The sequence below is a fragment of the Mesorhizobium sp. M0217 genome, from assembly GCF_040321955.1.
Lineage (GTDB): Bacteria > Pseudomonadota > Alphaproteobacteria > Rhizobiales > Rhizobiaceae > Mesorhizobium.
On sequence record NZ_JAMYSN010000001.1, the window covers coordinates 457,974 to 479,820 of the forward strand.

The 21,847-nt window shown below is 63.6% G+C and carries 25 protein-coding genes; 19 read left to right on the plus strand and 6 right to left on the minus strand.

Annotated elements, in window-relative coordinates:
- The first annotated feature begins 101 nt into the window (after positions 1-101).
- Together NKJ18_RS02260 and NKJ18_RS02265 are read left to right on the plus strand one after the other, a co-directional pair.
- Positions 102-812, plus strand: a complete 711-nt coding sequence (locus tag NKJ18_RS02260; protein ID WP_023683473.1) for a helix-turn-helix transcriptional regulator — start codon at positions 102-104, stop codon at positions 810-812.
- A complete protein-coding gene (locus NKJ18_RS02265) occupies positions 809-1,579 on the plus strand; it encodes a helix-turn-helix transcriptional regulator (protein ID WP_023683474.1) in 771 nt (256 codons plus the stop codon). The genes NKJ18_RS02260 and NKJ18_RS02265 overlap by 4 nt, the downstream gene beginning before the upstream one ends.
- Positions 1,580-1,610: 31 nt before the next feature.
- On the opposite strand, the gene NKJ18_RS02270 is transcribed toward NKJ18_RS02265, so the two are convergent.
- The 6 genes from NKJ18_RS02270 to motA are packed head-to-tail and all read right to left on the minus strand — an operon-like array spanning position 1,611 to position 6,462.
- Positions 1,611-2,048 (minus strand): BspJ family T4SS effector nucleomodulin, encoded by a 438-nt coding sequence (locus NKJ18_RS02270; RefSeq protein WP_023671756.1) that lies wholly within the window; start codon positions 2,046-2,048, stop codon positions 1,611-1,613.
- Positions 2,045-3,127 (minus strand): flagellar biosynthesis protein FlhB, encoded by a 1,083-nt coding sequence (flhB, locus tag NKJ18_RS02275; protein ID WP_023683475.1) that lies wholly within the window; start codon positions 3,125-3,127, stop codon positions 2,045-2,047. Before flhB ends, NKJ18_RS02270 begins: the two co-directional genes overlap by 4 nt.
- 13 nt (positions 3,128-3,140) lie before the next feature.
- Positions 3,141-4,157: a flagellar motor switch protein FliG gene (locus tag NKJ18_RS02280; protein WP_023683476.1), complete on the minus strand. Its 1,017-nt coding sequence runs from the start codon at positions 4,155-4,157 to the stop codon at positions 3,141-3,143.
- Positions 4,158-4,195: 38 nt separating this feature from the next.
- Positions 4,196-4,585, minus strand: a complete 390-nt coding sequence (gene fliN / locus NKJ18_RS02285; RefSeq protein ID WP_023683477.1) for a flagellar motor switch protein FliN — start codon at positions 4,583-4,585, stop codon at positions 4,196-4,198.
- Positions 4,586-4,618: 33 nt separating this feature from the next.
- The gene (locus tag NKJ18_RS02290; protein WP_023683478.1) at positions 4,619-5,551 is read right to left on the minus strand and encodes a FliM/FliN family flagellar motor switch protein; all 933 of its coding nucleotides are present in this window, start codon (positions 5,549-5,551) and stop codon (positions 4,619-4,621) included.
- A 35-nt stretch (positions 5,552-5,586) separates the two neighbouring features.
- Positions 5,587-6,462 carry a flagellar motor stator protein MotA gene (gene motA / locus NKJ18_RS02295; protein WP_023671751.1) on the minus strand — a complete coding sequence of 292 codons (876 nt, stop codon included), beginning with the start codon at positions 6,460-6,462 and terminating at the stop codon, positions 5,587-5,589.
- Positions 6,463-6,606: 144 nt separating this feature from the next.
- Between motA and NKJ18_RS02300 the strand changes: the two genes are divergently transcribed.
- From NKJ18_RS02300 to fliF, 17 genes are all read left to right on the plus strand, one after another.
- Positions 6,607-8,418 carry a DUF1217 domain-containing protein gene (locus tag NKJ18_RS02300; protein ID WP_352757755.1) on the plus strand — a complete coding sequence of 604 codons (1,812 nt, stop codon included), beginning with the start codon at positions 6,607-6,609 and terminating at the stop codon, positions 8,416-8,418.
- 7 nt (positions 8,419-8,425) lie between these two features.
- Complete coding sequence (gene flgF, locus NKJ18_RS02305; protein WP_023671749.1) at positions 8,426-9,151, plus strand: flagellar basal-body rod protein FlgF; 726 nt, start codon at positions 8,426-8,428, stop codon at positions 9,149-9,151.
- A 4-nt stretch (positions 9,152-9,155) separates the two neighbouring features.
- A complete protein-coding gene (fliI, locus tag NKJ18_RS02310; RefSeq protein WP_352757756.1) occupies positions 9,156-10,577 on the plus strand; it encodes a flagellar protein export ATPase FliI in 1,422 nt (473 codons plus the stop codon).
- Positions 10,564-11,430, plus strand: coding sequence for a hypothetical protein (locus NKJ18_RS02315; protein ID WP_023673646.1), 867 nt, complete (start codon positions 10,564-10,566; stop codon positions 11,428-11,430). The genes fliI and NKJ18_RS02315 overlap by 14 nt, the downstream gene beginning before the upstream one ends.
- An 85-nt stretch (positions 11,431-11,515) precedes the next feature.
- Positions 11,516-11,896: a flagellar basal body rod protein FlgB gene (gene flgB / locus NKJ18_RS02320; RefSeq protein ID WP_023683310.1), complete on the plus strand. Its 381-nt coding sequence runs from the start codon at positions 11,516-11,518 to the stop codon at positions 11,894-11,896.
- A gap of 2 nt (positions 11,897-11,898) precedes the next feature.
- Positions 11,899-12,315: a flagellar basal body rod protein FlgC gene (flgC, locus tag NKJ18_RS02325; RefSeq protein ID WP_023686341.1), complete on the plus strand. Its 417-nt coding sequence runs from the start codon at positions 11,899-11,901 to the stop codon at positions 12,313-12,315.
- On the plus strand, positions 12,315-12,650 hold the full coding sequence (gene fliE, locus NKJ18_RS02330; RefSeq protein WP_352757757.1) for a flagellar hook-basal body complex protein FliE: 336 nt from the start codon (positions 12,315-12,317) through the stop codon (positions 12,648-12,650). The genes flgC and fliE overlap by 1 nt, the downstream gene beginning before the upstream one ends.
- Before the next feature lie 11 nt (positions 12,651-12,661).
- Complete coding sequence (flgG, locus tag NKJ18_RS02335; RefSeq protein ID WP_023686343.1) at positions 12,662-13,450, plus strand: flagellar basal-body rod protein FlgG; 789 nt, start codon at positions 12,662-12,664, stop codon at positions 13,448-13,450.
- Positions 13,451-13,456: 6 nt separating this feature from the next.
- Positions 13,457-13,984: a flagellar basal body P-ring formation chaperone FlgA gene (gene flgA, locus NKJ18_RS02340; RefSeq protein ID WP_023686344.1), complete on the plus strand. Its 528-nt coding sequence runs from the start codon at positions 13,457-13,459 to the stop codon at positions 13,982-13,984.
- Entirely contained in the window at positions 13,981-15,222 is a 1,242-nt protein-coding gene (locus NKJ18_RS02345) for a flagellar basal body P-ring protein FlgI (RefSeq protein ID WP_023683306.1), read from the plus strand. The genes flgA and NKJ18_RS02345 overlap by 4 nt, the downstream gene beginning before the upstream one ends.
- A 3-nt stretch (positions 15,223-15,225) precedes the next feature.
- Positions 15,226-15,807: a MotE family protein gene (locus NKJ18_RS02350; RefSeq protein WP_031195437.1), complete on the plus strand. Its 582-nt coding sequence runs from the start codon at positions 15,226-15,228 to the stop codon at positions 15,805-15,807.
- A complete protein-coding gene (gene flgH, locus NKJ18_RS02355; RefSeq protein WP_023686346.1) occupies positions 15,804-16,508 on the plus strand; it encodes a flagellar basal body L-ring protein FlgH in 705 nt (234 codons plus the stop codon). The genes NKJ18_RS02350 and flgH overlap by 4 nt, the downstream gene beginning before the upstream one ends.
- Before the next feature lie 17 nt (positions 16,509-16,525).
- Entirely contained in the window at positions 16,526-17,026 is a 501-nt protein-coding gene (locus NKJ18_RS02360; RefSeq protein ID WP_023686347.1) for a flagellar basal body-associated FliL family protein, read from the plus strand.
- Entirely contained in the window at positions 17,023-17,754 is a 732-nt protein-coding gene (fliP, locus tag NKJ18_RS02365; RefSeq protein WP_023686348.1) for a flagellar type III secretion system pore protein FliP, read from the plus strand. The genes NKJ18_RS02360 and fliP overlap by 4 nt, the downstream gene beginning before the upstream one ends.
- Positions 17,755-17,964: 210 nt before the next feature.
- Positions 17,965-18,849, plus strand: a complete 885-nt coding sequence (locus NKJ18_RS02370; protein WP_023683303.1) for a flagellin N-terminal helical domain-containing protein — start codon at positions 17,965-17,967, stop codon at positions 18,847-18,849.
- 281 nt (positions 18,850-19,130) lie between these two features.
- Positions 19,131-20,015: a flagellin N-terminal helical domain-containing protein gene (locus NKJ18_RS02375; protein WP_023683302.1), complete on the plus strand. Its 885-nt coding sequence runs from the start codon at positions 19,131-19,133 to the stop codon at positions 20,013-20,015.
- A 189-nt stretch (positions 20,016-20,204) separates the two neighbouring features.
- Positions 20,205-21,845 carry a flagellar basal-body MS-ring/collar protein FliF gene (gene fliF, locus NKJ18_RS02380; RefSeq protein ID WP_023686350.1) on the plus strand — a complete coding sequence of 547 codons (1,641 nt, stop codon included), beginning with the start codon at positions 20,205-20,207 and terminating at the stop codon, positions 21,843-21,845.
- The last annotated feature ends 2 nt before the right edge of the window (positions 21,846-21,847 follow it).

Sequence of the window (21,847 nt, forward strand, 5' to 3'; positions counted from 1 at the left end):
GTGCTTCGTAAACGTGATGCGTCTTCAAGTTCGGCCGCTGCTAACCCCAGCGTCCGGGCTCAAGAAAAGACTCCGGCCATGACATACAACCAAAGCATCCAATGAGCAGTTCCGCCGCGCTTCTCCAATCCGATACGTTAGGCTCGCGCCTCGAATCGCGCGGCGATCTCACCTCCTTTTTCATGCAGCTTGCCGCCGAGATCGGCGCCGACAGCTACATGCTCGTCGCCATCGTCCACGACCAGGACCGCAACGACGCCCGCATCGTCTCATCCAACTGGATCTTCGACGCCATTGAACTGATCGGCAAGCGGCTGATCGCCGGCCTTGCCCAGGGACCGCTGACCGTTGCACCTGGCATCCGCCCGAGGCCCCTGGTCGCCGCCGCGGCACCCGACGCCGGCGGACTGCTCACAGGCGAAGAGGCGCGCCTGCTCGACGTGCTTGGACATGCCGAAGTCTATTCACTGCGGCTCAATGTCGGCCGCCAGCGGCTGTTTGCGCTTTTCTCGGCGGCCGAGGCCGGCAGTATCGACCAGCCGGCGCTGATGAAGGCTCAGTTGAAGTGCTGTTACGCGCTGTCCGCCATCCCGCAATTGATCGCCGCCGTCGCCATGCAGGACCCGCTGTCCGACCGCGAGCGCGAATGCCTGTTCTGGGTGTCTGAAGGCAAAACCACCGATGAGGTCGCAGTGATCCTCGGGGTCTCGTCCAACACCGTCAACAGCTACATCACCCACGCCATCCAGAAATTCGCGGCGTCGAACCGCGCGATGGCCATCGCCACGGCGATCAGGAGCGGCATCATTTGAAACATGCTGACATCAAGGCGGCGGCCGAAGCCCTTTTCAACGAGCAGCGCAATCCGTTCGGCGCCTTCTCCATCGGTTCCGAGACGCACCATGCCGTTACCATCCCGGACGCGGTGCGCCGCTGCCGCTGGATCGCCGTCGACATCAACGCGTCGGCGTTTGGCCTCTACTTCGTCAGCCCCTCGCCGGAACGGGCGCGCCTGGTGCCGAGCTTCGATTCCGACTATCCCGCCACCGCGGTGACAACCAAATTCATTGCCGGCGCCAACGGTGAGGAGATGGTTCGCCACAGCGGCGCCTCGACAGCGCCGCGCTGGTGGGCCGATGACGGCATCGCCGGCTCGGACGCCGTCTTCAAGAACCTCGCCTGGGCGGAGCGGACGGAGCCGCTGGCGCCGGGCACCAACGGCATTGGCTTTCCCGTCCATGCCGATCGCGGCCATTGCGGGCTGGTGGTGTTCCTCGGCTCGACGATCGCTTTGCCGGAGGACACGCTCTACGAAATCCACGCCCGCTGTTTTTCGCTGTTCGCCGCCGTCGCCCGCATTCGTCCGAACGATGCCGGCCGGATGCGGTCGATCTCCAAGCGTGAACTGGAGTGCCTGAAGCTGACCGCCAACGGCAACACCAGCGAAGAGATCGCCAGGCTGTTGAAGCTGTCGGTCCACACCGCCAACCAGTATCTCACCCAGTCGACGCAGAAGCTCAACGCGGTCAACCGCAACCAGGCGGTGGCCAAGGCGCTGCGGCTGGGGCTGATCGAGTGATCGCGTCTGGCAGTTGGAGTAAGACAAAAGATCAGCGATAGGCGAGCGGCTCGGTCCTGCGGATTCGCGCCTCTTCGATCACCGTCTCCAGCAAAGCGGTGTTGTGCTCGGGGTCTTCCCCGGGCTTTTCGAACGACACATAGTTGACCGCGACCGAAGACCTCTCCTCGCTCAGCGTCAGCTGGAAATAGACGGTGACGCCCGGCGGCCGAAGCTCGAGATCGAGCACGATGCGCGGGCTGCCGCTCCAGTCGACATGTGCCTCTCCGCCATGGCCGAGCCTGAGCGTGCCTGGGAGGAAAAAAAGCTCCACAGCCGAATCCACCAGATCCGACAGGCAAGCGAAATGCTCGAGCCGGATGAAGGCGATGTAGTCGGCGACGTCGATCAGCCGCAACTCGTCGACCACCTGCTCGATGGCCTTGGCGACGATGAGTTCGCGGGATTTTGCGTGCGGTTGGCGGTTCATGAAATTTGTCTCCGCTCAGCCTTTTTGGAGTAGACGATCCGCACCAGTTCGGCGACGGCCTGGTAGAATTGCGACGGGATCACGCTATCAACCGAAACTTGCTTGTACATGGAGCGGGCGAGCGCCACGTCCTCGAAGATCGGGATGTTGTGCTCCTTGGCAATCTCGCGAATCTTGAGCGCCACAAGGTCCTGGCCCTTGGCCAGCACCATGGGTGCTGAATCCTCGTCGCGGACATATCTGAGCGCGATGGAAAAGTGCGTCGGATTGGCGATGATCAGCGTCGCGCGCGGCACCGCCGTCATCATCCGCTTGCGCGCCCGGTCGCGCGCCAGCGAGCGCAGCCGCGACTTGATGATCGGGTCGCCCTCGGACTGCTTGAACTCGTCCTTGACCTCCTGCTTGGTCATCCGCAGATCCTGCTTCCAGTGGAAGCGCGACCAGACGACGTCGACCGCCGCGATCAGCCCCATGACGAAGACGATCGCCACCAATATGTCGACGGTGATGCTTTTGATGACGAGGCCGAAAGCGACGGGGTTGGTGATCATGCCGGCCAGGAGCTGGCGGTAGTCCTGCGATAGCGTGAAGTAGAGCACGATGCTGGCGAAGCCGAGCTTGCCCAGCGATTTCAGGAACTCGACCCAGCCCTGAATGCCGAACATCCTGGTCCAGCCTTTGGCTATCGAGATGCGCGACAGTTGCGGCCGGATCCGCTCGCCGACGACTTGCGGCATGTTCTGCAGCACCGAGGCGCCGATGCCGGCCACCACCAGCAGCACCAGCAGGCTGACGACGGCGTTGCCTATTTCCATCATCACGGTCTTGTAGAGCGCGATGACGTCGGTCTCGGTGTCCATCGGCCACGCCTCGGGCTTTTCCAGGAACATCGACAGGAACATGCCGAGATCAACGACCGCGTCCTTGGCGTAGAAGACGGTGAACACCAGTATGGCGATGAAGGACGCCAGAAGTGCGGCCTCTCGCGAATGGGGCAGCTTGCCCTGTTCGACGGTGTCGCGGATCTTCTTTTCGGTCGCGTCTTCGGTTTTGGAGTCTTTGTCCGCCGCTTCAGCCATTCAGCGCTCGGCGTTAAGCCGCTTCGCTCTGCTGCGATGAGGGCAGTTCGAAAGCCCCCTCGCGCGAAAGCCGGATTGTCGCCACCGCGATGTTCTTGCGCGCCGTCATGATGTCGGCAAGCTGAATGCCTTCCGAGCCCTGGCCGAGCTCGGACTCGATCATGCGCCGCGACCGTGCGCCGATCGCCGACAGCACCGATTCCGTCAATGCGGGCGCCGCACCGCGCAGCGCCAGCGTGATCAGTTCGGTCGACAGCCCGTCGAAAAGGAGTACCCTCGCCTTCTGCGTCAAAAGCGGCAGATCGTCGAAGGCAAACAACCTGGAGCGAACACCGCCGAGGTCCGGCGTGCCGGCCTCTTCCAGATCCTGCATGACCTCTTCCAACTGAGGCTTGTCCATCTCGTTGAGCATACTGGCGACGCGCGCCTGTCCCGCCGAGATATCCTTGGTCGCGGTCTGCGCCAGCACGCTGGCGCGCAGCTGGTTCTCGATGATCCTGGTGGCCGCGTCCGGAATGGTCGCCATCGTCACCATGCGCTTGATGATCTCGCTGCGCATCGGCTTTTCCATGGTCAGCAAAATGTTGGCGGCGGCTTGCGGCGCAAGCTTCGACAGCACCATGGCCGCGGTCTGGGGATGCTCGGCGGCAAGGAATGTGCCCAGACGCGTCGGTTCGAGCTTTTCCAGCTCCGGCCAGATCGGCGGTGGCCCTTCCGGCGCAACCTCGAAGCGCTTGTCGCCCATGATGGCGCTCATCTCTTCGGGCGACAGCGATTCATTGAGGATCGTGTCCATCCGGTCGGCGGAATCGAGCAGGCCCGCACCTTCGGTGAACTCGGCCTCGAATTCGGCAACGATGCGTTCGAGGTCGCTTTGCGGAATGGTGCGCAGCAGCCGCGCCCCTTCGATCAGTGCCTTCAGTTCTTCTTGCTTGAAGAATTTCAGCAGCCGGCTGGCCGAAGGTTTGCCCATCGCCACCAGGATGGCGGCGGCCTTTTGCGGGCGCGTGAGCGTCACCGGCGTCGTCATGGCATCCGCTCCTGCTGAGACCGCATGTCATTCATTGCTCAAGCGCCCTTGGTCGCCGCGATAATTTCGGTCAGCCTGATGCCAAAGCGCGACGGATCGCTTTCCAGCACGGTGATCTCGCCGCGCGCGATCTTGCGGCCGTTGACCACGACATCGACCGGTTCGCCGATGCGCCGGTTGAGCGCCACCGTCGAGCCCTTCTGCAGCGCCATCAGGTCCGACACCGGCATTTCCGTACTGCCGAGGATGATCTGCACATCGACCGGGATGCTCATGATGATGTTGGAATTGGCGCCGGACGTGGCAGCCCGCAAGGCGGCGTCGGGGCGCTTTTCCTCCTCCTGGAGGACGCCGCGCAATTCCTCGATGGCGCGGTCGAGCTGTTCGTCCGGCTGGTCGATATTGGCTTCCACCTTGGTCTTGGCCATCAGTCGTCTCCAAATGCTTGGGCTTGCCCGGCGTCAGCCCGGCATGAGCCCATCGATAAAATCCTGACCGGCATCGTAAGGATGCCTGATCCGGACGGTGTAGTTCTGCCCGAGTTTACCGAACTCGCAGACAAACAGCGTCTTGTCGCGCGCGCTCAGCTTGGCCTGCGACTGCGCGGTTTCCTCGAACTCGATGACCTGGCCTGGCTCGAAACCGGCGAGATCGCCGAGCGTCAGGCGGGCCAGCGGCATGGTCGCTTCGAGCGTCACCGTCGAGCGCATCACTTCTTCGGAAAAACGTGCCCGCCAGTCGGAGGTCGTGCCTTCGCTGTCGTGGACATCGGCGATACCGCGTGTGGCAAGCAGAATGCGCTGCGGGATCATCACCGTGACCGTTCCGCTGTCGGTCGGCGTCGAGATGCCGAAGACGATGCGCACCGCCGCGCCATCGCGCAGCACGCGACGCTTGGCTTCGCTGCCCGAAAGCGCCCGCGGCACCGGCAGCCGCAGCTCGAGCGAGCGCCGGCCCGATCCGTTCAACGCCTGCGCAACTTCCTGGAAGACCGTGGTCGCGACATCGGTCTCGATCTGCGACAGAGCGCGCTCGATCGGCGAAACCGGCTGATCCGGATCGCCGCCGAACAGCGCGCACACCATCACGGCGATGGCCGGCGCATCAGCCACCAGCGTCATCGCATCCGAAGACGTCGGCGATGCTATGATGGCCATGGCAAAGGCATCGCCGGCATTCGTGCGGGCATCGGGAACACGGCTGATCTCGACCGCGCGCAGGTCGACGGTGACCGGTGCGCCGAGTTCGCCGGCCAGGCTCTTCTGCAGCAGCGGCAGGGCGCGCTCGCCCATCGAGCGCCCGGTGCCGATGACATGAGCGGCCTCACCGCTGTCACCGACCAGACGCTCAATGATCAGCGAGCGGGCTTGCGAGGGGCTGCCAGGACTTGTCATGACGGCGTGCGGTCCTGTCTGTCGTCATGCATGGCTCAAGCCGCTTTCTTCTCGGCGGAAGCTGTGTTCATCGTGCTTTGCTCGACGGCATCGATCGTCGGCCGCTCATAGGACGAGATGGTCTTGCGACCGAACTCGATCGCCACCTGCGGCAGGGCGCCGTTCATGTAGGCAAGCAGCGTCTGCTTGACGATGATATAGAGGCGGTTCTTCTTCTCGCGCACCGTCTTGATCTTGGTGGCGACCGGCCCGACCACCGCATAGGACAGGAAGATGCCGAGGAAGGTTCCGACAAGGGCAGCGCCGATCAGGCCGCCGAGGATTTCGGGCGACTGGTCGAGCGCGCCCATCGCCTTGACCACGCCGAGCACGGCGGCGACGATGCCGAGCGCCGGCAGACCATCGCCCACCGCCACCAGCGCATGGTAAGCCTTCATCTTGTCGGACTTGATGGTCTGGATTTCCTCGTCCATCAGCGCCTCGATCTCATGCGAGCGGGCATTGCCGATGATGATGATGCGGCAGTAGTCGCAGATGAAATTCGTCAGGTCGTGGTTCTTGAGCACGGTCGGGAACGCCTGGAAGATTGCCGACTCCTCCGGATTGTCGATATGCGCCTCGACCTCGCTGCGCGACTTCGAGCGCAGTTCGCGCATCAGGCTGTGCAGCACGCCCAGCGTCTCCAGATAGTCGCGCTCTTTCGGCACCGCCTGCTTGAACGCTTCGAGGATACCCCTGCCGGTGTCCTTGACCGTCTTCATCGGGTTGGCGACGAGAAAGGTTCCAAGTGCGGCGCCACAGATGACCACCGCTTCCCAAGGCTGCATCAGCACATGCAGATGGCCGCCCATCGCCATGAAGCCGCCGAGAACACAGCCGAGCGTCACCACAAGTCCGATCAGAATGCCCACGCCAGATCCTTCCGCATCACGTCAGGCCTAACCGATAGCCCCCGTGCCTTGTGTGAGGCTTGAATCATGCAAGGTGAGGCGATTCAGCCTCGCGCAAGCAAGTCCGCATAGTCTTGCTTTTGAAGCTGCGACCGGAGGCATGTCGTGTTGAGCACTTTTACCAGCTACCAGCTCATCGCCAGGGACATCCCCAAGGCGATCGACCGCATCGAGGCGGAGCCGATCACCAAGCGCGACACCGACTACTATCTCGCGAACATCGGCAGCGTGAAATCGATCGACGATTTCGTCAAGAACGACCGGCTGTTCAAATATGCCATGAAAGCCTTCGGTCTCGGCGACATGGCTTACGCCAAGGCCTTCATGGTCAAAGCCCTGAAGGAAGGGGTGTCGGATTCCGACAGCTTCGCCAACAAACTGAGCGACAAGCGTTATGCCGAGTTCGTGTCGGCCTTCAATTTCGCCGCACTTGGCGCTAATGCCACGAGCTACAATTCGGCACAGCAGGGCGTGACCAACAATTATGGTCTCCAGGTCTCGGTCGGCCCTTCGCAGAACGGCTTCACCTACTACAAGGGCGAAACCTCGTACTACCTGAGCAACATTTCCAACGTAAAATCGATCGACGACCTGATGGGCAACGATCGCCTGCTCACCTATGCGATGGCCGCGTTCGGCCTGGACGCCGACGCCGAGCCGGCTGCGACCGTGCGGGCCATGCTGGAAGGCGGCGTCACCGACCCGAACAGCCCCGCAAACACGTCGACAAACAAGGGCTATGCGGCTTTCGTCGCGGCTTTCGACTTTGCCCAATATGGCGACCAGGCTACGGCGCGCGACGCCGTCCAGCAGGCGGTGCCGAAGGCTGTGATCGGCGGAACCGGACTGTTGCTCGTCAAGCCGACCGCGCAATACATCAAGGGCGAGGCCGACTACTACGCAGCCAACATCTCCAAGGTGAAGTCCATCGAAGACCTGCTGAAGGACAAGCGCCTGCTGACCTTCGCCATGGCTGCCTATGGGCTTGATGCATCGACCCAGACGACGAAGCAGATCCGCACCATGGTCAATGGCGGCGTCACCGATCCGTTGAGTCCCGCCAACCTGTTGACCGACAAGAGCTACGCCAACTTCGTCAGCGCCTTTGATTTTGCCCAGTATGGCGATCAGACGATCACGCGCGACGCGGTGCTGAAGACCACGCCGAAGCTCTACACGACCGAGTCCAGTCTTGGCCTCATCAAGCCGAATGCGGACGCCGTCCAGGCCGAGACCAGCTACTACCTCGCCAACATCACCAAGGTGAAATCGGTCGACGACCTGATGGCCGACAGCCGCCTTTATAACTATGCTCTGTCCGCAAGCGGGCTCGATCCGGCGACCACCAACAAGGATCTCGTCCGTGATGTCCTTGAGGGCGGTGTCCGCGATCCCGCCAGTGTCGCCAACAAGCTCTCCAACAAGGCCTATGCCAGGCTCGCCACCTCGTTGAATTTCGAGGCCTACGGCGAAGCGGCAACGACCCGCAGCCCGTCGCAGCAGCCGGTGGTCGACAAATACATGCGCCAGACCCTGGAAGAAGACGCCGGCAAGGCCAATGAGGGCGTGCGGTTGGCGCTCTATTTCGAGCGCAAGGCCTCGACCATCACCAACTGGTACGACGTGCTGGCCGACACGGCCCTGGCCAGCGTGGTACGCACCGCCATCGGCCTGCCCGATTCCTTCGCTGCCGCAGATATCGACAAGCAGGCGCAGGCCTTCGACGCAAAGCTCGACCTCACCGATTTCACCGACCCGGCCAAGCTCGAGAAATTCCTCACCCGCTTCACCAGCCTTTGGGAAATCAATCATCCGACCTCGACCGCCCAGACATCGATCGGTGTGCTGTTTGCGCAGCCGACCACCGTCGGCATCTCGACCGATCTGATGATGGCCATGCAGAAACTGAGATTCTGAGAACACCATGCAGGACAGCCTTTACGTCGCCCTTTCCTCGCAGATCGCGCTTGAGCGCCGTCTCGACACCATCGCCGATAATGTCGCCAACGCCTCGACCATCGGCTTTCGCGCCACCGGCGTGAAGTTCGAGGATGTCGTCTCCGGCAGCGGCCCCAAATCGGTGTCCTTCGCCTCCTCCGGCAAGACCTATTTGTCCGGCGCGCATGGCGCGATGACGCAGACCGGCAACCCGTTCGACTTCGCCGTCCAGGGCGATGCCTGGTTCGGCATCGACACCCCGGCCGGCACCGTGATGACGCGCGACGGACGCTTTTCGATGAACGAGAACGGCGAGTTGATGTCGCTCGAAGGCCATCCGGTGCTCGACGCCGGCGGTGCGCCGATCCAGCTCGACCCGCGCGACGGCCCACCCAAGGCGGGCGCCGACGGCTCGCTGCGCCAGGGCGACAAGCTCGTCGGCGCCATCGGCCTGTTCAATTTCGATCCCGGCCCGAATTTCGTCCGCTACGGCAATTCTGGCATCGTGCCCGCGCGTGCGCCGGAGCCGGTCACCGACCGTTCCGATCTCGGCGTCGCGCAGGGCTATGTCGAGGAATCCAACGTCAATCCGGTGCTGGAGATGACGCGCCTGATCATGGTCCAGCGCGCCTTCGAGAACACGGCGGCGCTGATGCGCCAGACCGATGCCTCGACCGACGACGCCATCAAGACGCTCGGCTCCAAGTCGTAGCAGCATGTCGAGCAGCAAATCATCGATACGCGCGCTTGAACGGCAACCGGAGACAGCACCGGAAAACCGGCTGGCTGCGCTGGAGCGGATCTGGCGCCGCTTCGATGACACCGAGACGTTGCTGCGGCGCGGCGGCCGTGTTTCGGAGGTTTCGACAACGCATTACAAGGTGCGCGGCCTGTCTGAAGTCGCCAGGCTTGGCGACCTCGTCGAACAGCGCGGCAATGCCGGCACGCGCCGCGGCGAGATCGTCAGGATCGGCCGCGACGAAGTCGTCATCGCCCCTTTCGAACGCAGCGCCGACGCCGGCATCGGCGACGCCGTGTTTCGCCGCGGCCCGCTGACGGTAACGCCGCATGCTTCGTGGCGTGGGCGCGCCATCGACGCGCTGACCCGCGTCATCGACGGCGGCCCGCCGCTGATCAGGATCGGCGAGGCTGCGAGCGGCGACGGCACAACGCCCGGCGCCATGGCGCGGCAGCGCGTCGGCACCGCCTTCACGACCGGGGTCAAGGTCATCGACATCTTCACGCCGCTCTGCCTCGGCCAGCGCCTCGGCGTCTTTGCCGGTTCCGGCGTCGGCAAGTCGACGCTGCTCGCCATGCTGGCCGGCGCCGACGCCTTCGACACCGTGGTCGTGGCGCTGATCGGCGAGCGCGGCCGCGAGGTACGCGAATTCCTCGAAGACACGATCGGCGCAGAGAGCATGGCCAAGACGGTCGCCGTCGTCGCTACCAGCGACGAGAGCGCCATGATGCGCCGGCGCGCGCCGGATACCGCCATGCGCGTTGCCGAACATTTTCGCGACCAGGGCCATCGCGTGCTGCTGGTGCTGGATTCGATTACCCGCTTTGCCCATGCGCTGCGCGAGGTAGCGACCGGCACCGGCGAGCCGCCGGTCGCCCGCGGCTATCCCGCTTCGGTTTTCACCGACCTGCCCAAGCTGCTCGAACGCGCTGGCCCGGGCGCTGAAGGCCCCGGTATCAAAGGACAGGGATCAATCACTGCCATCATCTCGGTGCTGGTCGACGGCGACGACCACAACGACCCGGTCGCCGATTCGGTACGCGGCATTCTCGACGGCCATGTCGTGCTCGACCGCGCCATTGCCGAACAGGGCCGCTACCCCCCGGTCAATCCGCTGTCGTCGATCTCGCGCCTCGCCGACAAGGCATGGAGCCCCGAGCAACGCATGCTGGTGACCAGGCTGAAGTCGATGATCTCGCGCTTCGAGGACACGCGCGACATCCGCCTGCTCGGCGCCTATCAGGGCGGCGCCGATGCCGAGCTCGATATTGCCGTGCGCCAGGTGCCGCTGATCTACGAGGCGCTGACGCAGTCGCCCAGGGATCGCGCCTCGAGCGACGCATTCTCCGACCTCGCCCGTCATCTGAAAGGCAAGCAAAGTGTCGATGCAGGAGACTGAGCTTCAGTACACCGAGCGGCTTTTGCGCGAGATGATCGCAGAGGCCAGTGCCGCCGAGGAAGCCCGGGCCAACGAAGCGAGAGCTGTCAGGGCAAAGGCCGATCTCGACAAGGCCGCCAAGGCTGAGGCCATTCTGGCCAGGGCCGCCAGGCCATTCTTGCCCAGGGTAGCCAGCGTAGTCGAGTCCACTGTGCCTCGCTTGGCCGAGCCTGCCTTGCCCAGCGTCGTCAAGCCTGAATTGCCAAGGACCCCTCGCGCCGGCCCCAAAGAAGCGATCGAGACCAGTCGTGACTCGCTTCTCGACGGGCTGTTCCCGGTCACCGAATGGCCGCAGCCGCCAAGGCCGCAATATCCCAGGCTCGACAAGAAATCCGACCGCCGCAGCGATATCGTCTTTGCCGCGCTCGGCATCACGCTTGGCCTGATCTGCGCGCTGTTTCCCTGGTATATCTTCTTCAATCAGGACCAGTTCGGCGTGCAGGCGATCAAGTTCGGCGGCAGCGGCACCAATGCAGGGCGGGTCAGCGGCGGCTCGCAGATGGAGAACAGCGGTCAGCCGCTGACGGCAAACGATGTTCCCGATGTCGACCTGTTCGCCACCGGCACGCTGCAGGACCCCGAGGACAAGACCCAGCCTCCCGGCGTCGACGAGCAGCCCTTCCCGGCGGACGCCAAATTTCGCATGGTTCATGTCGCCAATGGCCGCGCCATGATCGAGGACGATGCCGGCCTGTGGATCGTCCAGCGCGGCTCGAAGCTGCCCGATACCAGCGTCGTCTCGTCGATCGAGCAACGGGGCGGCAAGTGGGTCATGGTCACCAGCACCGACCAGGTGATCGAACTCTCCAAATAGCGGCACACCGGATTTACCCCCGAGCCGCGCAAGGTCCGCGCAAGACTGGCAGCCTAGTCTTGTACGTACCAGCCCGGAGATCCCCATGGAGCCCGTCAATCTTTTCGATCTCGCCGCCAAGCAGTCGCAATGGCTGTCGGTGCGCCAGTCGGCCATTGCCGGCAACATCGCCAACGTCAACACGCCGGGCTACACCGCCGGCGATGTCGAGCCGTTTGAGAAGGTGCTCGACCGCACGGCAGTGTCGCTGACCGCCACCCAGGCAGGCCACCTCGGCACTGCCGCCACTAATGCCGGCTTCACGGTCAAGCCAGAAGAGACGACCGGCGCCATCATGCCCTCGAAGAACACGGTCGTGGTCGAGAACGAACTGATGAAGGCCGGCGAGGTCCGCCGCTCGTTTGAACTCAACACCGCGATCGTCAAGGCCTTCCATTCGATGATGATGATGGCGGTGAAGAGCTGACCATGGACGCCTTGACCTCAGCCCTCAAGATCGCCGCGTCCGGCCTCAGCGCCCAGTCGGACCGCTTGCGCGTCGTCTCGGAAAATCTCGCCAACGCGCAGTCGACCGGCAACACCCCGGGCGCTGACCCCTATCGCCGCAAGACCATCAGTTTCGTCTCGGAACTCGACCGTGCCTCCGGTGGCACGACAGTTGAGGTCAACTCCATCGACCGCGACCCCAGCGACTTTCCCGTCGAATTCCAGCCCGGCAACGAGGCCGCCGACGACAAGGGCTACGTCAAGATGCCCAATGTCAACGTGCTGGTCGAGATGGCCGACATGAGCGAGGCCAACCGCTCCTACGAAGCCAACCTTCAGGTCATCAAGCAGGCGCGTGATCTGATCTCCATGACCATCGACCTGATGAGGAACCAGTAATGATCAGCGGCATTGGCGGTATCGGATCGCTTCCCCTCAAGCCGGAGATCGGTGGCGCCGATACCCCGACCGACCTGTTCCAGGGCACCAGGGCGCCGATGGCCGGCAGCGAAATCGGCGCCACCTTCGCCGAAGCGCTGAGCCAGGCTGCTTCAAAGACCGTCAACACCTTGCACAACGCCGAGCAGGTCTCGATCCAGGCGCTCAAGGGCGACGCCGATACCCGTCAGGTCGTCGACGCCGTCATGAGCGCCCAGCAGGCCCTGCAGACCACGATCGCCATCCGCGACAAGGTCGTCTCCGCCTATCTCGAAATCAGCCGTATGGGCATCTGAGGAGACTTGCCGTGAAAGCACTCGCCATCGCAGCGACCGGCATGAATGCCCAGCAGACCAATCTGGAAGTGATCGCCAACAACATCGCCAACATCAACACCACCGGCTACAAGCGCGCGCGCGCCGAATTCTCCGACCTGCTCTACCAGGTCGACCGCACGCAGGGCGTGCCCAACCGCTCCAATTCATCGCTGGTGCCGGAAGGCGTGTCGATTGGCCTTGGCGTCAAGACGACGGCGGTGCGCAACGTCCATACCCAGGGCGAACTGACCTCGACCGGCAACAGTTTCGACATGGCGCTGACCGGCCGAGGCTGGTTCCAGATCGAGGGCGCCGACGGCGGCACACTCTACAGCCGCGCCGGCGCCTTCAACACCAACGCCACCGGCCAGCTGGTGACCGTCGACGGCGCCAATGTCATCCCGGCCATCACCGTGCCGACCGATGCCATCGAAGTCGTGGTCAACAAGACCGGCCAGGTCTTTGCCCGCATCGACGGCCAGACCGACCTCCAGCTGCTCGGCCAGCTGCAACTCGCCAACTTCGCCAATGAAGCCGGCCTGGCGCCGCTCGGCGATAATCTGTTCCAGGAAACGCCGGCCTCGGGCCCGGCCAATGTCGGCGTGCCCGGCGATCCCGGCTTCGCCTCGGTCGAGCAGGGTTATCTCGAGGCCTCCAACGTCGATCCTGTCAAGGAAATCACCGAGCTGATCTCGGCGCAGCGCGCCTATGAGATGAACTCCAAGGTCATCCAGGCCGCCGACGACATGGCCTCCGTCGTGTCCAAGAACATCAGGTAAGGTTTGATGCTCTCTCCGGCCTCCCGCTCCGCGCTTTGCCGCACCGCGCTGATGCTCGCGCTGGTAGCCGGCGGTGTGCCGGCGTTTGCCCAGGAGAGCGCAGACCAGCAGACCAGCACCCACGTCGCGAGCAGTCAGGCAACCGGCGAGATCGTTCTGATCCCCAACCGGGTCATTTATCCCGGCGAGATGATCGACACCGGCGTGCTGAAACCGGTGACGCTGCTCCCCGGAAAGCACAGGCCGGATGCGGTCGCCACGCAGGCCATGGAACTCCAGGGCAAGGTCGCCAAGCGCACGCTGCTGCCCGGCCGCTACATCCCGGCCGCCGCCATCCGCGACGCCTGGCTGGTCGAACAGGGCGCCGCCGTGCAGGTCTATTTCATCGCCGGCGACCTCACCATTTCGGCTACGGCGGTGTCGCTGCAGCCGGGTGCCGCCGGCGATTTGATCAAGGTCCGCAACACAGACAGCGGCAAGATCTTTTCCGGCACGGTGATGGCGGACGGCACCGTCCGGGTCAGCGCGTCATGAGACGCGGAGCTGCCCTTCTGCTCGCGACCGTTGTCGGCCTGCAGCCGGCGCTGGCCGACGGTCTTACGCCGAAGCAAAAGCGCGATCTTGCCGGCCAGAATGGCGGCGCCTTTGTCGATCCCGAATATGATCCGGCCACCACCAACCGCATGTTCAGGGTCTCCAACGGCCCAAGCTCTCTGCCACCCGGCCAGGTCGCATCGCGCATCAAGGACATTGCGCAGCTGCAGGCTTCGCGCGACAACCAGCTCGTCGGCTACGGCCTCGTCATCGGCCTCGCCGGATCGGGCGACAGCCTGCGCAATTCGCCCTTCACCGAACAGTCGATCCGCGCCATGCTCGAAAATCTCGGCATCGCCACCGAAGGCGGCAGCGCGCGGGCCAAGAACGTCGCCGCCGTCATCGTCACCGCCAACATGCCGCCTTACGTGCAGTCGGGCGCCCGCATCGACATCGACGTCTCCTCGATGGGCGACGCCACATCGCTTGCCGGCGGCACGCTGATAATGACGCCACTGAAGGCGGCCGATGGCGAAATCTATGCTGTCGGGCAAGGCTCGGTCATCGTTTCCGGCTTCACTGCCCAGGGCGATGCCGAAAAGCTGACGCAGGGCGTGCCGACGGCCGGCCGCGTGCCCAACGGCGCCATCGTCGAGCGCACGGTGCGCGCCGAATTCGAGGACCAGGCGCTGCTCACCTTGCAATTGCGCAACCCCGATTTCTCCACTGCCGTTCGCATCGCCGACGCCATCAACGGCTACACCTCGCAACGCTTCGGCATGCGCGTGGCGGCGGAGCGCGATGCACGTACCGTGCAGATCAGGCGGCCGAAGAATGTTTCGGCGGCGCGCTTCTACGCCGAGATCGAGAATTTGGTGGTCGAGACCGACACGCCGGCACGCGTCGTCATCGACGAACGCACCGGCACCATCGTCATCGGCAACGAGGTCAAGATCTCGCGGGTGGCGATCAGCCACGGCACGCTCACCGTGCGCATCACCGAACAGCCGAAGATCGTCCAGCCGGAACCGTTCTCCAAGGGCGTGACAGCGGAGGAACCCTTCACCACCATCGATGCCACGCGGCCTGACGCCCGCGTCAATGTGCTCGACGGACCGAACCTCGAAACGCTGGTGTCGGGCCTCAACCGTCTCGGCGTCAAGCCGGACGGCATCATTGCCATTTTGCAAGGCATCAAGTCGGCCGGCGCTTTGCAGGCCGATCTGGTTCTCCAATAGGCCATGCCGATGATCGATTTCTTTTCCCAAAAGCAGCACCGCCGAAGCGCGGCCTTGGCAGCTTGCGTCATCGCCGCCACCGTCCTTGCCGGCGGCACTGTCCGCGCGGAAGAAGCGGTGCGGCAGGTTCTGCCTGGCGGGCAACAGCCGGCGGCAATGCAGCAGCTGGTCCGCGAGAAGGTGCCCGATGAAAGCGAGATCCAGCGCTTCTGCTCCAACATCGCCGACGCCGCCCGCGACCGCCGTTACGCGCTGCAGGCCGAAGAGTTGAAGCAGTTGCAGGCTGGCATCGACCAGCGCATGAAGGCGCTGGACGACAAGCGCGCCGAATACGAGCAATGGCTGAAGCGGCGTGAAGTTTTCCTGGCCCGCGCCGAGGATGGCGTCGTCAAGATCTATGCCGGCATGAAACCGGATGCCGCGGCCGAGCGCCTGGCCATGGTCAACACTGATCTCGCCGCCGCCATCCTGATGAAACTCGATTCGCGCAAGGCCGGCGTCATTCTCAACGAAATGGACCAGAAGGCGGCAGCCACGCTCACCGGCATTATGGCCAGCGCGGCGCGAAGGGTAGACCCGTCATGAAGTCGCATATACTCGCCCTGGTCGCCACCGCTTCACTTGCCGGCTGCGCCTCCGACCCCAGGGAGATCGGCAGGGAGCCGGCGCTGTCGCCGGTTGGCGCCGGCATTACCGGCAGCGTCAATGCGCCCTACTCCTATCCCGAAACGCCACCCGCGCCAGTGAAGAAATTCTCGCTGTGGGATGATCGCCAGAGCCGGTTGTTCACCGACCCACGCGCGCTGCGCGATGGCGACATCCTCACCGTCAGGATCAAGCTCAACGACAAGGCCAACTTCAAGAACCAGAACGACCGCAGCCGCACCGCCGGGCGCAAGCTCGGCTATGACGTCAACCTCGGATGGGAAGGTGCCACCACCAGCGGCAAGGGCGACGCGGGGCTGAGCTCCACCACCGAAACCAATGCGGACGGCGAAATCAAGCGCTCGGAGAACCTCGAGCTCAACGTCGCCGCCGTCGTCACCGAAGTCCTGCCCAACGGCAATCTGATGATCCGGGGCTCACAGGAGGTGCGCGTCAATTACGAGCTCAGGGTGCTGACCATCGCCGGCATGGTGCGTCCATCCGATATCGGCGCTGAAAACACCATCTCTTATGAACGCATCGCCGAGGCGCGCATCTCCTATGGCGGCCGCGGCCGCGTCAGCGAAATCCAGCAGCCCGCTTACGGTCAGCAGATCCTCGACCAAGTCCTCCCCTTTTAGGACTGGAGAACGGCGCCGTGGCAAATGTCGAACAGGTTCAGCAAAAAAAGGGCCCGTCGCTTGTCATCCAGCTTGCGATGCTGCTGGCGATGACGGGCGCCGCGATCGGCATGGGCTGGATGTCCGGCGGCTATCTGAAGGGCGTCGGGGGACCGGTGCCGGTGCCCGCCGCGCCCGAGAACCAGTCCAACGCCGAGCAACCGAGCAAGGCGGCCGAACATGCGCCCGGCACCGGGCCGACGCTTGTCCAGCTGGCGCCGATCACCACCAATCTGGCTTCGCCTGCCGACACCTGGATAAGGCTGGAAGCGTCGGTGGTCTACGATGCGCCGCAGCCGCCGGAACTTACCGAAAGCATTCACCAGGACCTGCTTGCCATGGTCCGCACCCTGAAGATGCATCAGATCGAAGGCGCCAGCGGCTACCAGCATTTGAAAGCCGACCTCGAGGAGCGCGCCGCAATCCGCAGCGGTGGCCATGCCAAACAGGTTCTGATCAGGACATTGCTGCTCGAATGAGAAAACTCGTCCTCGCCGCCGCGATCGTCGTCGCCGCCACCTCTGTCGCCGCCGCCCAGCAGCTCGATCTCGGCGGCATCGGCAAGGCCGACGGCGCCACCGTCGGCTATATCATCCAGATGTTCGGTCTGATCACCGTGCTGTCGGTGGCGCCGGGCCTGTTGATCATGGTGACGAGCTTCACCCGCTTCGTCATCGCCTTCTCGATCCTGCGCGCCGGCATCGGCCTGCAGTCGACGCCGGCCAATCTGATCCTGATCTCGCTGTCGCTGTTCATGACCTTCTACGTCATGGCGCCGACCTTCGACCAGGCCTGGAACACCGGCGTCAAGCCGCTGATGGACAACCAGATCAGCCAGACCGAGGCGTTCGAAAAGATTTCGGACCCGTTCCGCACCTTCATGCTGCACAATGTCCGCGACAAGGACTTCGACCTGTTCGCCGATCTCGCCCGCGAACGCGGCCAGGTCGTTGCCAGGGACACCGTCGACCTGCGCATCCTGGTGCCGGCCTTCATGATCTCCGAAATCCGCCGCGGCTTCGAGATCGGCTTCCTGATCGTGCTGCCGTTCCTCGTCATCGACCTGATCGTCGCCACCATCACCATGGCCATGGGCATGATGATGCTGCCGCCGACCGTCGTTTCGCTGCCCTTCAAAATCCTGTTCTTCGTCCTCATCGACGGCTGGAACCTGCTTGTCGGCAGCCTGGTGCGCTCCTTCACCTGACCGTCCGCGCGCCGTTGGCGCCTTGCTAAAGTTTTATGCAATATATTTCCGGTTAACCGTCCCGTTTAGCCCTTTGGTAGGGACTTGCCCGCATATTGCTCGCAGATGGCGGGTGATCGGGTCTCACGATCATTGGCATGATGCCGCTCCGTCATACCGGAAAAGCCGGTATGTCAAAAACACCCTGTAAAAATCAAGGTACGAGTAGCCATGTCCAGTATCATGACGAACGCCTCGGCGCTGACCGCGCTGCAGAGCCTGAACAACACCAACAAATCCCTCGAGCAGACGCAGGCCCGCATCTCGACCGGCTACCGCGTTGCCACCGCTTCCGACAACGCCGCTTACTGGTCGATCGCGACCTCGATGAAGTCCGACAACAAGGCCAACTCGGCCGTGCAGGACGCCCTCGGCCTCGGCGCCGGCAAGGTTGACACCGCCTACACCGCCATCAACGACGTCAAGGACCAGGTCGACCTGATCAAGACCAAGCTGGTCACTGCCCGTAGCGCCTCGAAGGAAGACCAGCAGAAGATCGCGACCGAAATCAACGCCATCCAGGCGCAGATCAAGTCCTCGGTCGCCAACGCCAACTTCGCCGGCTCGAACCTGCTGCAGAACGACGCTGCCGCTGCGTCCGACCTGAAGATCGTTGCGGCTTACAACCGTACCGGCGCGACCGTCACCATCGACACCATCGACGTCAAGGCAGCCGATACGCAGGTTCTCGATGTCGCCGGCACGGGCGGCATCGTCGGCGGCCTGCTCGCCGCTGCCTTCTTCGACCCGAGCACCACGGCGGTTACCCCCGCCGCCATCGACACCGCGCTCGGCACTGTTGAAACCGCGCTTGCCAAGCTGTCCACCGGCGCTGCCTCGCTCGGCGCCGCCAAGTCGCGCATTGACACCCAGAAGAGCTTCCTGTCGAACCTGTCGGACTCGATCGACAAGGGCGTCGGCGCGCTGGTCGACGCCGACATGAACAAGGAATCGACGCGGCTGCAGGCCCTGCAGGTCCAGCAGCAGCTCGGCATCCAGGCGCTGTCGATCGCCAACGGCAACTCGCAGTCGATCCTGTCGCTCTTCCGCGGCTGATCTCTCGACATTACGACTGACACCATCCGTCGGGCCGCGCCAACAGCGCGGCCCGATTTCTTTTGCGGCTGTTGATTGTCTTGCTGAATGGCTGCCGATTTTTGCTCTTGGCCAGCGCCCTGAATGGCTTGGTTTAACAGGCCGTTAACCATATCCCGGTAGTCATGGTTAACCATTCCATGGCGGGCAGACCATACGGTCGATGGGCTTATGCCTACCCCCTTGATGAAGTTGATCCGGCGTGTTCGGGACACGCCAGTGTTTGAAAAGGGGTAAATATCTTGGCTAGCATCATGACGAACGCTTCGGCTCTGACCGCGCTGCAGAGCCTGAACAACACCAACAAGCAGCTTGAAACCACCCAGTCACGCATTTCGACCGGCTACCGCGTCGCCACCGCCAGCGACAACGCCGCCTACTGGTCGATCGCCACCACGATGAAGTCCGACAACAAGGCGCTTTCGGCCGTTCAGGACGCGCTTGGCCTCGGCGCCGGCAAGGTCGATACCGCCTACACCGCCATCACCGACATCAAGGACCAGGTCGACCTGATCAAGGCCAAGCTGGTCACTGCACGCAGCGCCAGCAAGGACGACCAGCAGAAGATCGCGACCGAAATCAAGGCCATCCAGGACCAGATCAAGTCGTCGGTCACCAACGCCTCCTATGCCGGCTCGAACCTGCTGCAGAACGACGCTGCTGCGACCTCCGACCTGAAGATCGTCGCGTCCTATAACCGCACCGGCACGACCGTCGCCATCGACACCATCGACGTCAAGGCGGCCGACACGCAGGTTCTCGATCTTCCTGGCACTGGCGGCATCGTCGGCGCTCTGCTGGCGACGACCTTCTTCGATCCCAGCACCACCCAGGTCCTCCCGGCGGCCATCGACACCGCACTCGGCGCCGTTGAAACGGCGCTTGCCAAGCTGTCCACGGGTGCCGCCTATCTCGGCGCCGCCAAGTCGCGCATCGACACCCAGAAGAGCTTCCTGTCGAACCTCTCGGACTCCATCGACAAGGGCGTCGGCGCGCTGGTCGACGCCGACATGAACAAGGAATCCACGCGGCTGCAGGCCCTCCAGGTCCAGCAGCAGCTCGGCATCCAGTCGCTGTCGATCGCCAACGGCAACTCGCAGTCGATCCTGGCGCTGTTCAAGCAGTAAGCCTGACCCGGCTTTCTCTTCCTTGAATAGGCCGCGCCAACAGCGCGGCCCTTTCCTGTATGGGTGTGTTTTGACGCATGTCGTTGACCCGGAACCGCTGCACACTTCCGGGCGACATGCTCTATCATCTTCGCACAAGCTTCGCGGTCTAGTGTTCCCACGGAATATCATGCTGGGAGCGCTTGAATCGTGCCGCAACAGATCCAGAGCATCATCTCGAATCTCAGGGCATTTGGCGTCAGGCGCCTTGCCATGCTGGCCGGCATTGCCGCATTGGTGATGGCCGTCATCGGCATCGGCTCGGTCTATCTCAACCGCCCGGCCTATGAGACGCTCTATGTCGGGCTCGATCGCTCCGACGTGAACCAGATCGGCCTGGTGCTCGGCGAAGCCGGCATCGGCTTCGACGTCGGCTCCGACGGCACCTCCGTGCTGGTGCCGGCCGGCACCACCGCGCAGGCGCGCATGCTGCTCGCCGAAAAGGGCCTGCCGACCAGCGCCAATGCCGGCTACGAACTGTTCGACAATGTCGGTTCTCTTGGCCTGACCTCCTTCATGCAGCAGATCACCCGCGTGCGCGCGCTGGAAGGCGAGATCGCCCGCACCATCCAGTCGATATCCGGCATCAAGGCCGCCCGCGTTCACATCGTCATGTCCGAGCGCGCCAATTTCCGCCGCGACGAACAGCAACCCTCCGCCTCGGTGGTCATCCGCTATTCCGGCATCGACGCCGAAAAGAGCGCCATGTCGATCCGCCATCTCGTCGCCGCCGCCGTGCCGGGCCTGTCGGCCGACAAGGTTACCGTGCTCGATTCCAACGGCAACCTTCTCGCCGCCGGCGACGATCCCTCCAACACAAGTGCTGCCCGCACGCTCGGCGTCGAGCAGACCGTCGAGGCGCAGATCGGCGACAACATCCGCCGCGCGCTGACGCCTTATCTCGGCCCCGACAATTTCCGCGCCAGCGTCAAGGCCGATGTCAACACCGACACCCGCCAGACCGAAGAGACGATCTTCGATCCGGAGTCACGCGTGGAGCGTTCCGTACAGTCGGTGCGCGCCAACGAAAACAGCAATCAGAGGCAGGCCTCGACCCCGGCCACCGTCGAGCAGAACCTGCCCGAGACCCAGGCGACCAGCACCGATGGTCCGCAGACGTCATCGGAGAATGATCGCAAGGAGGAGATCACCAATTACGAGATCAACTCCAAGAAGATCGCCACAGTCTCGAACGGCTATTCCGTCACCAAGATGTCGATCGCCGTCGTCGTCAATCAGCAGCGGCTGATGACCATCCTCGGCAAGGACGCAACGCCCGAGCAGATCGCCAAGCGCGTTGCCGACATCCAGAAGATGGTGGCTTCGGCCACTGGCTTCGACGACAAGCGCGGCGACATCATCGATGTCTCGGCCGTCGAGTTCATCGACGGGCTCGACGGCGAGGCGGTCGAACAGCCGGGCATAATGGCGTCGATCGGAACCCATGCCGGTACGATGATCAACGCCGGCGCTTTCATCGTCGTGGTGTTCCTGGTCGCCTTCTTCGGCCTGAGGCCGATGGCCACCGCGCTGAGCGCGCGGCCGACGCCGGCACTTGCCGGTCCGAGCTTCGACGACGTCCAGCGTTCACTGCCGACACCCGAAGCCGCCAGCGCCGAACAGGCGCCGGCTGCCTTGCCCGGCAGCCGCCCAGGCCCGACTCCACTCGACGATCTTCGTCAGAAGATCAGGCCGGCGCCGCAGGAGCGGCTTGCCCGCATGGTCGACATCAATGAGGAGCGCACCGCGCAGATCCTGCGCAAATGGGCGGCCCAGGAAGCAGCGGTATAGAC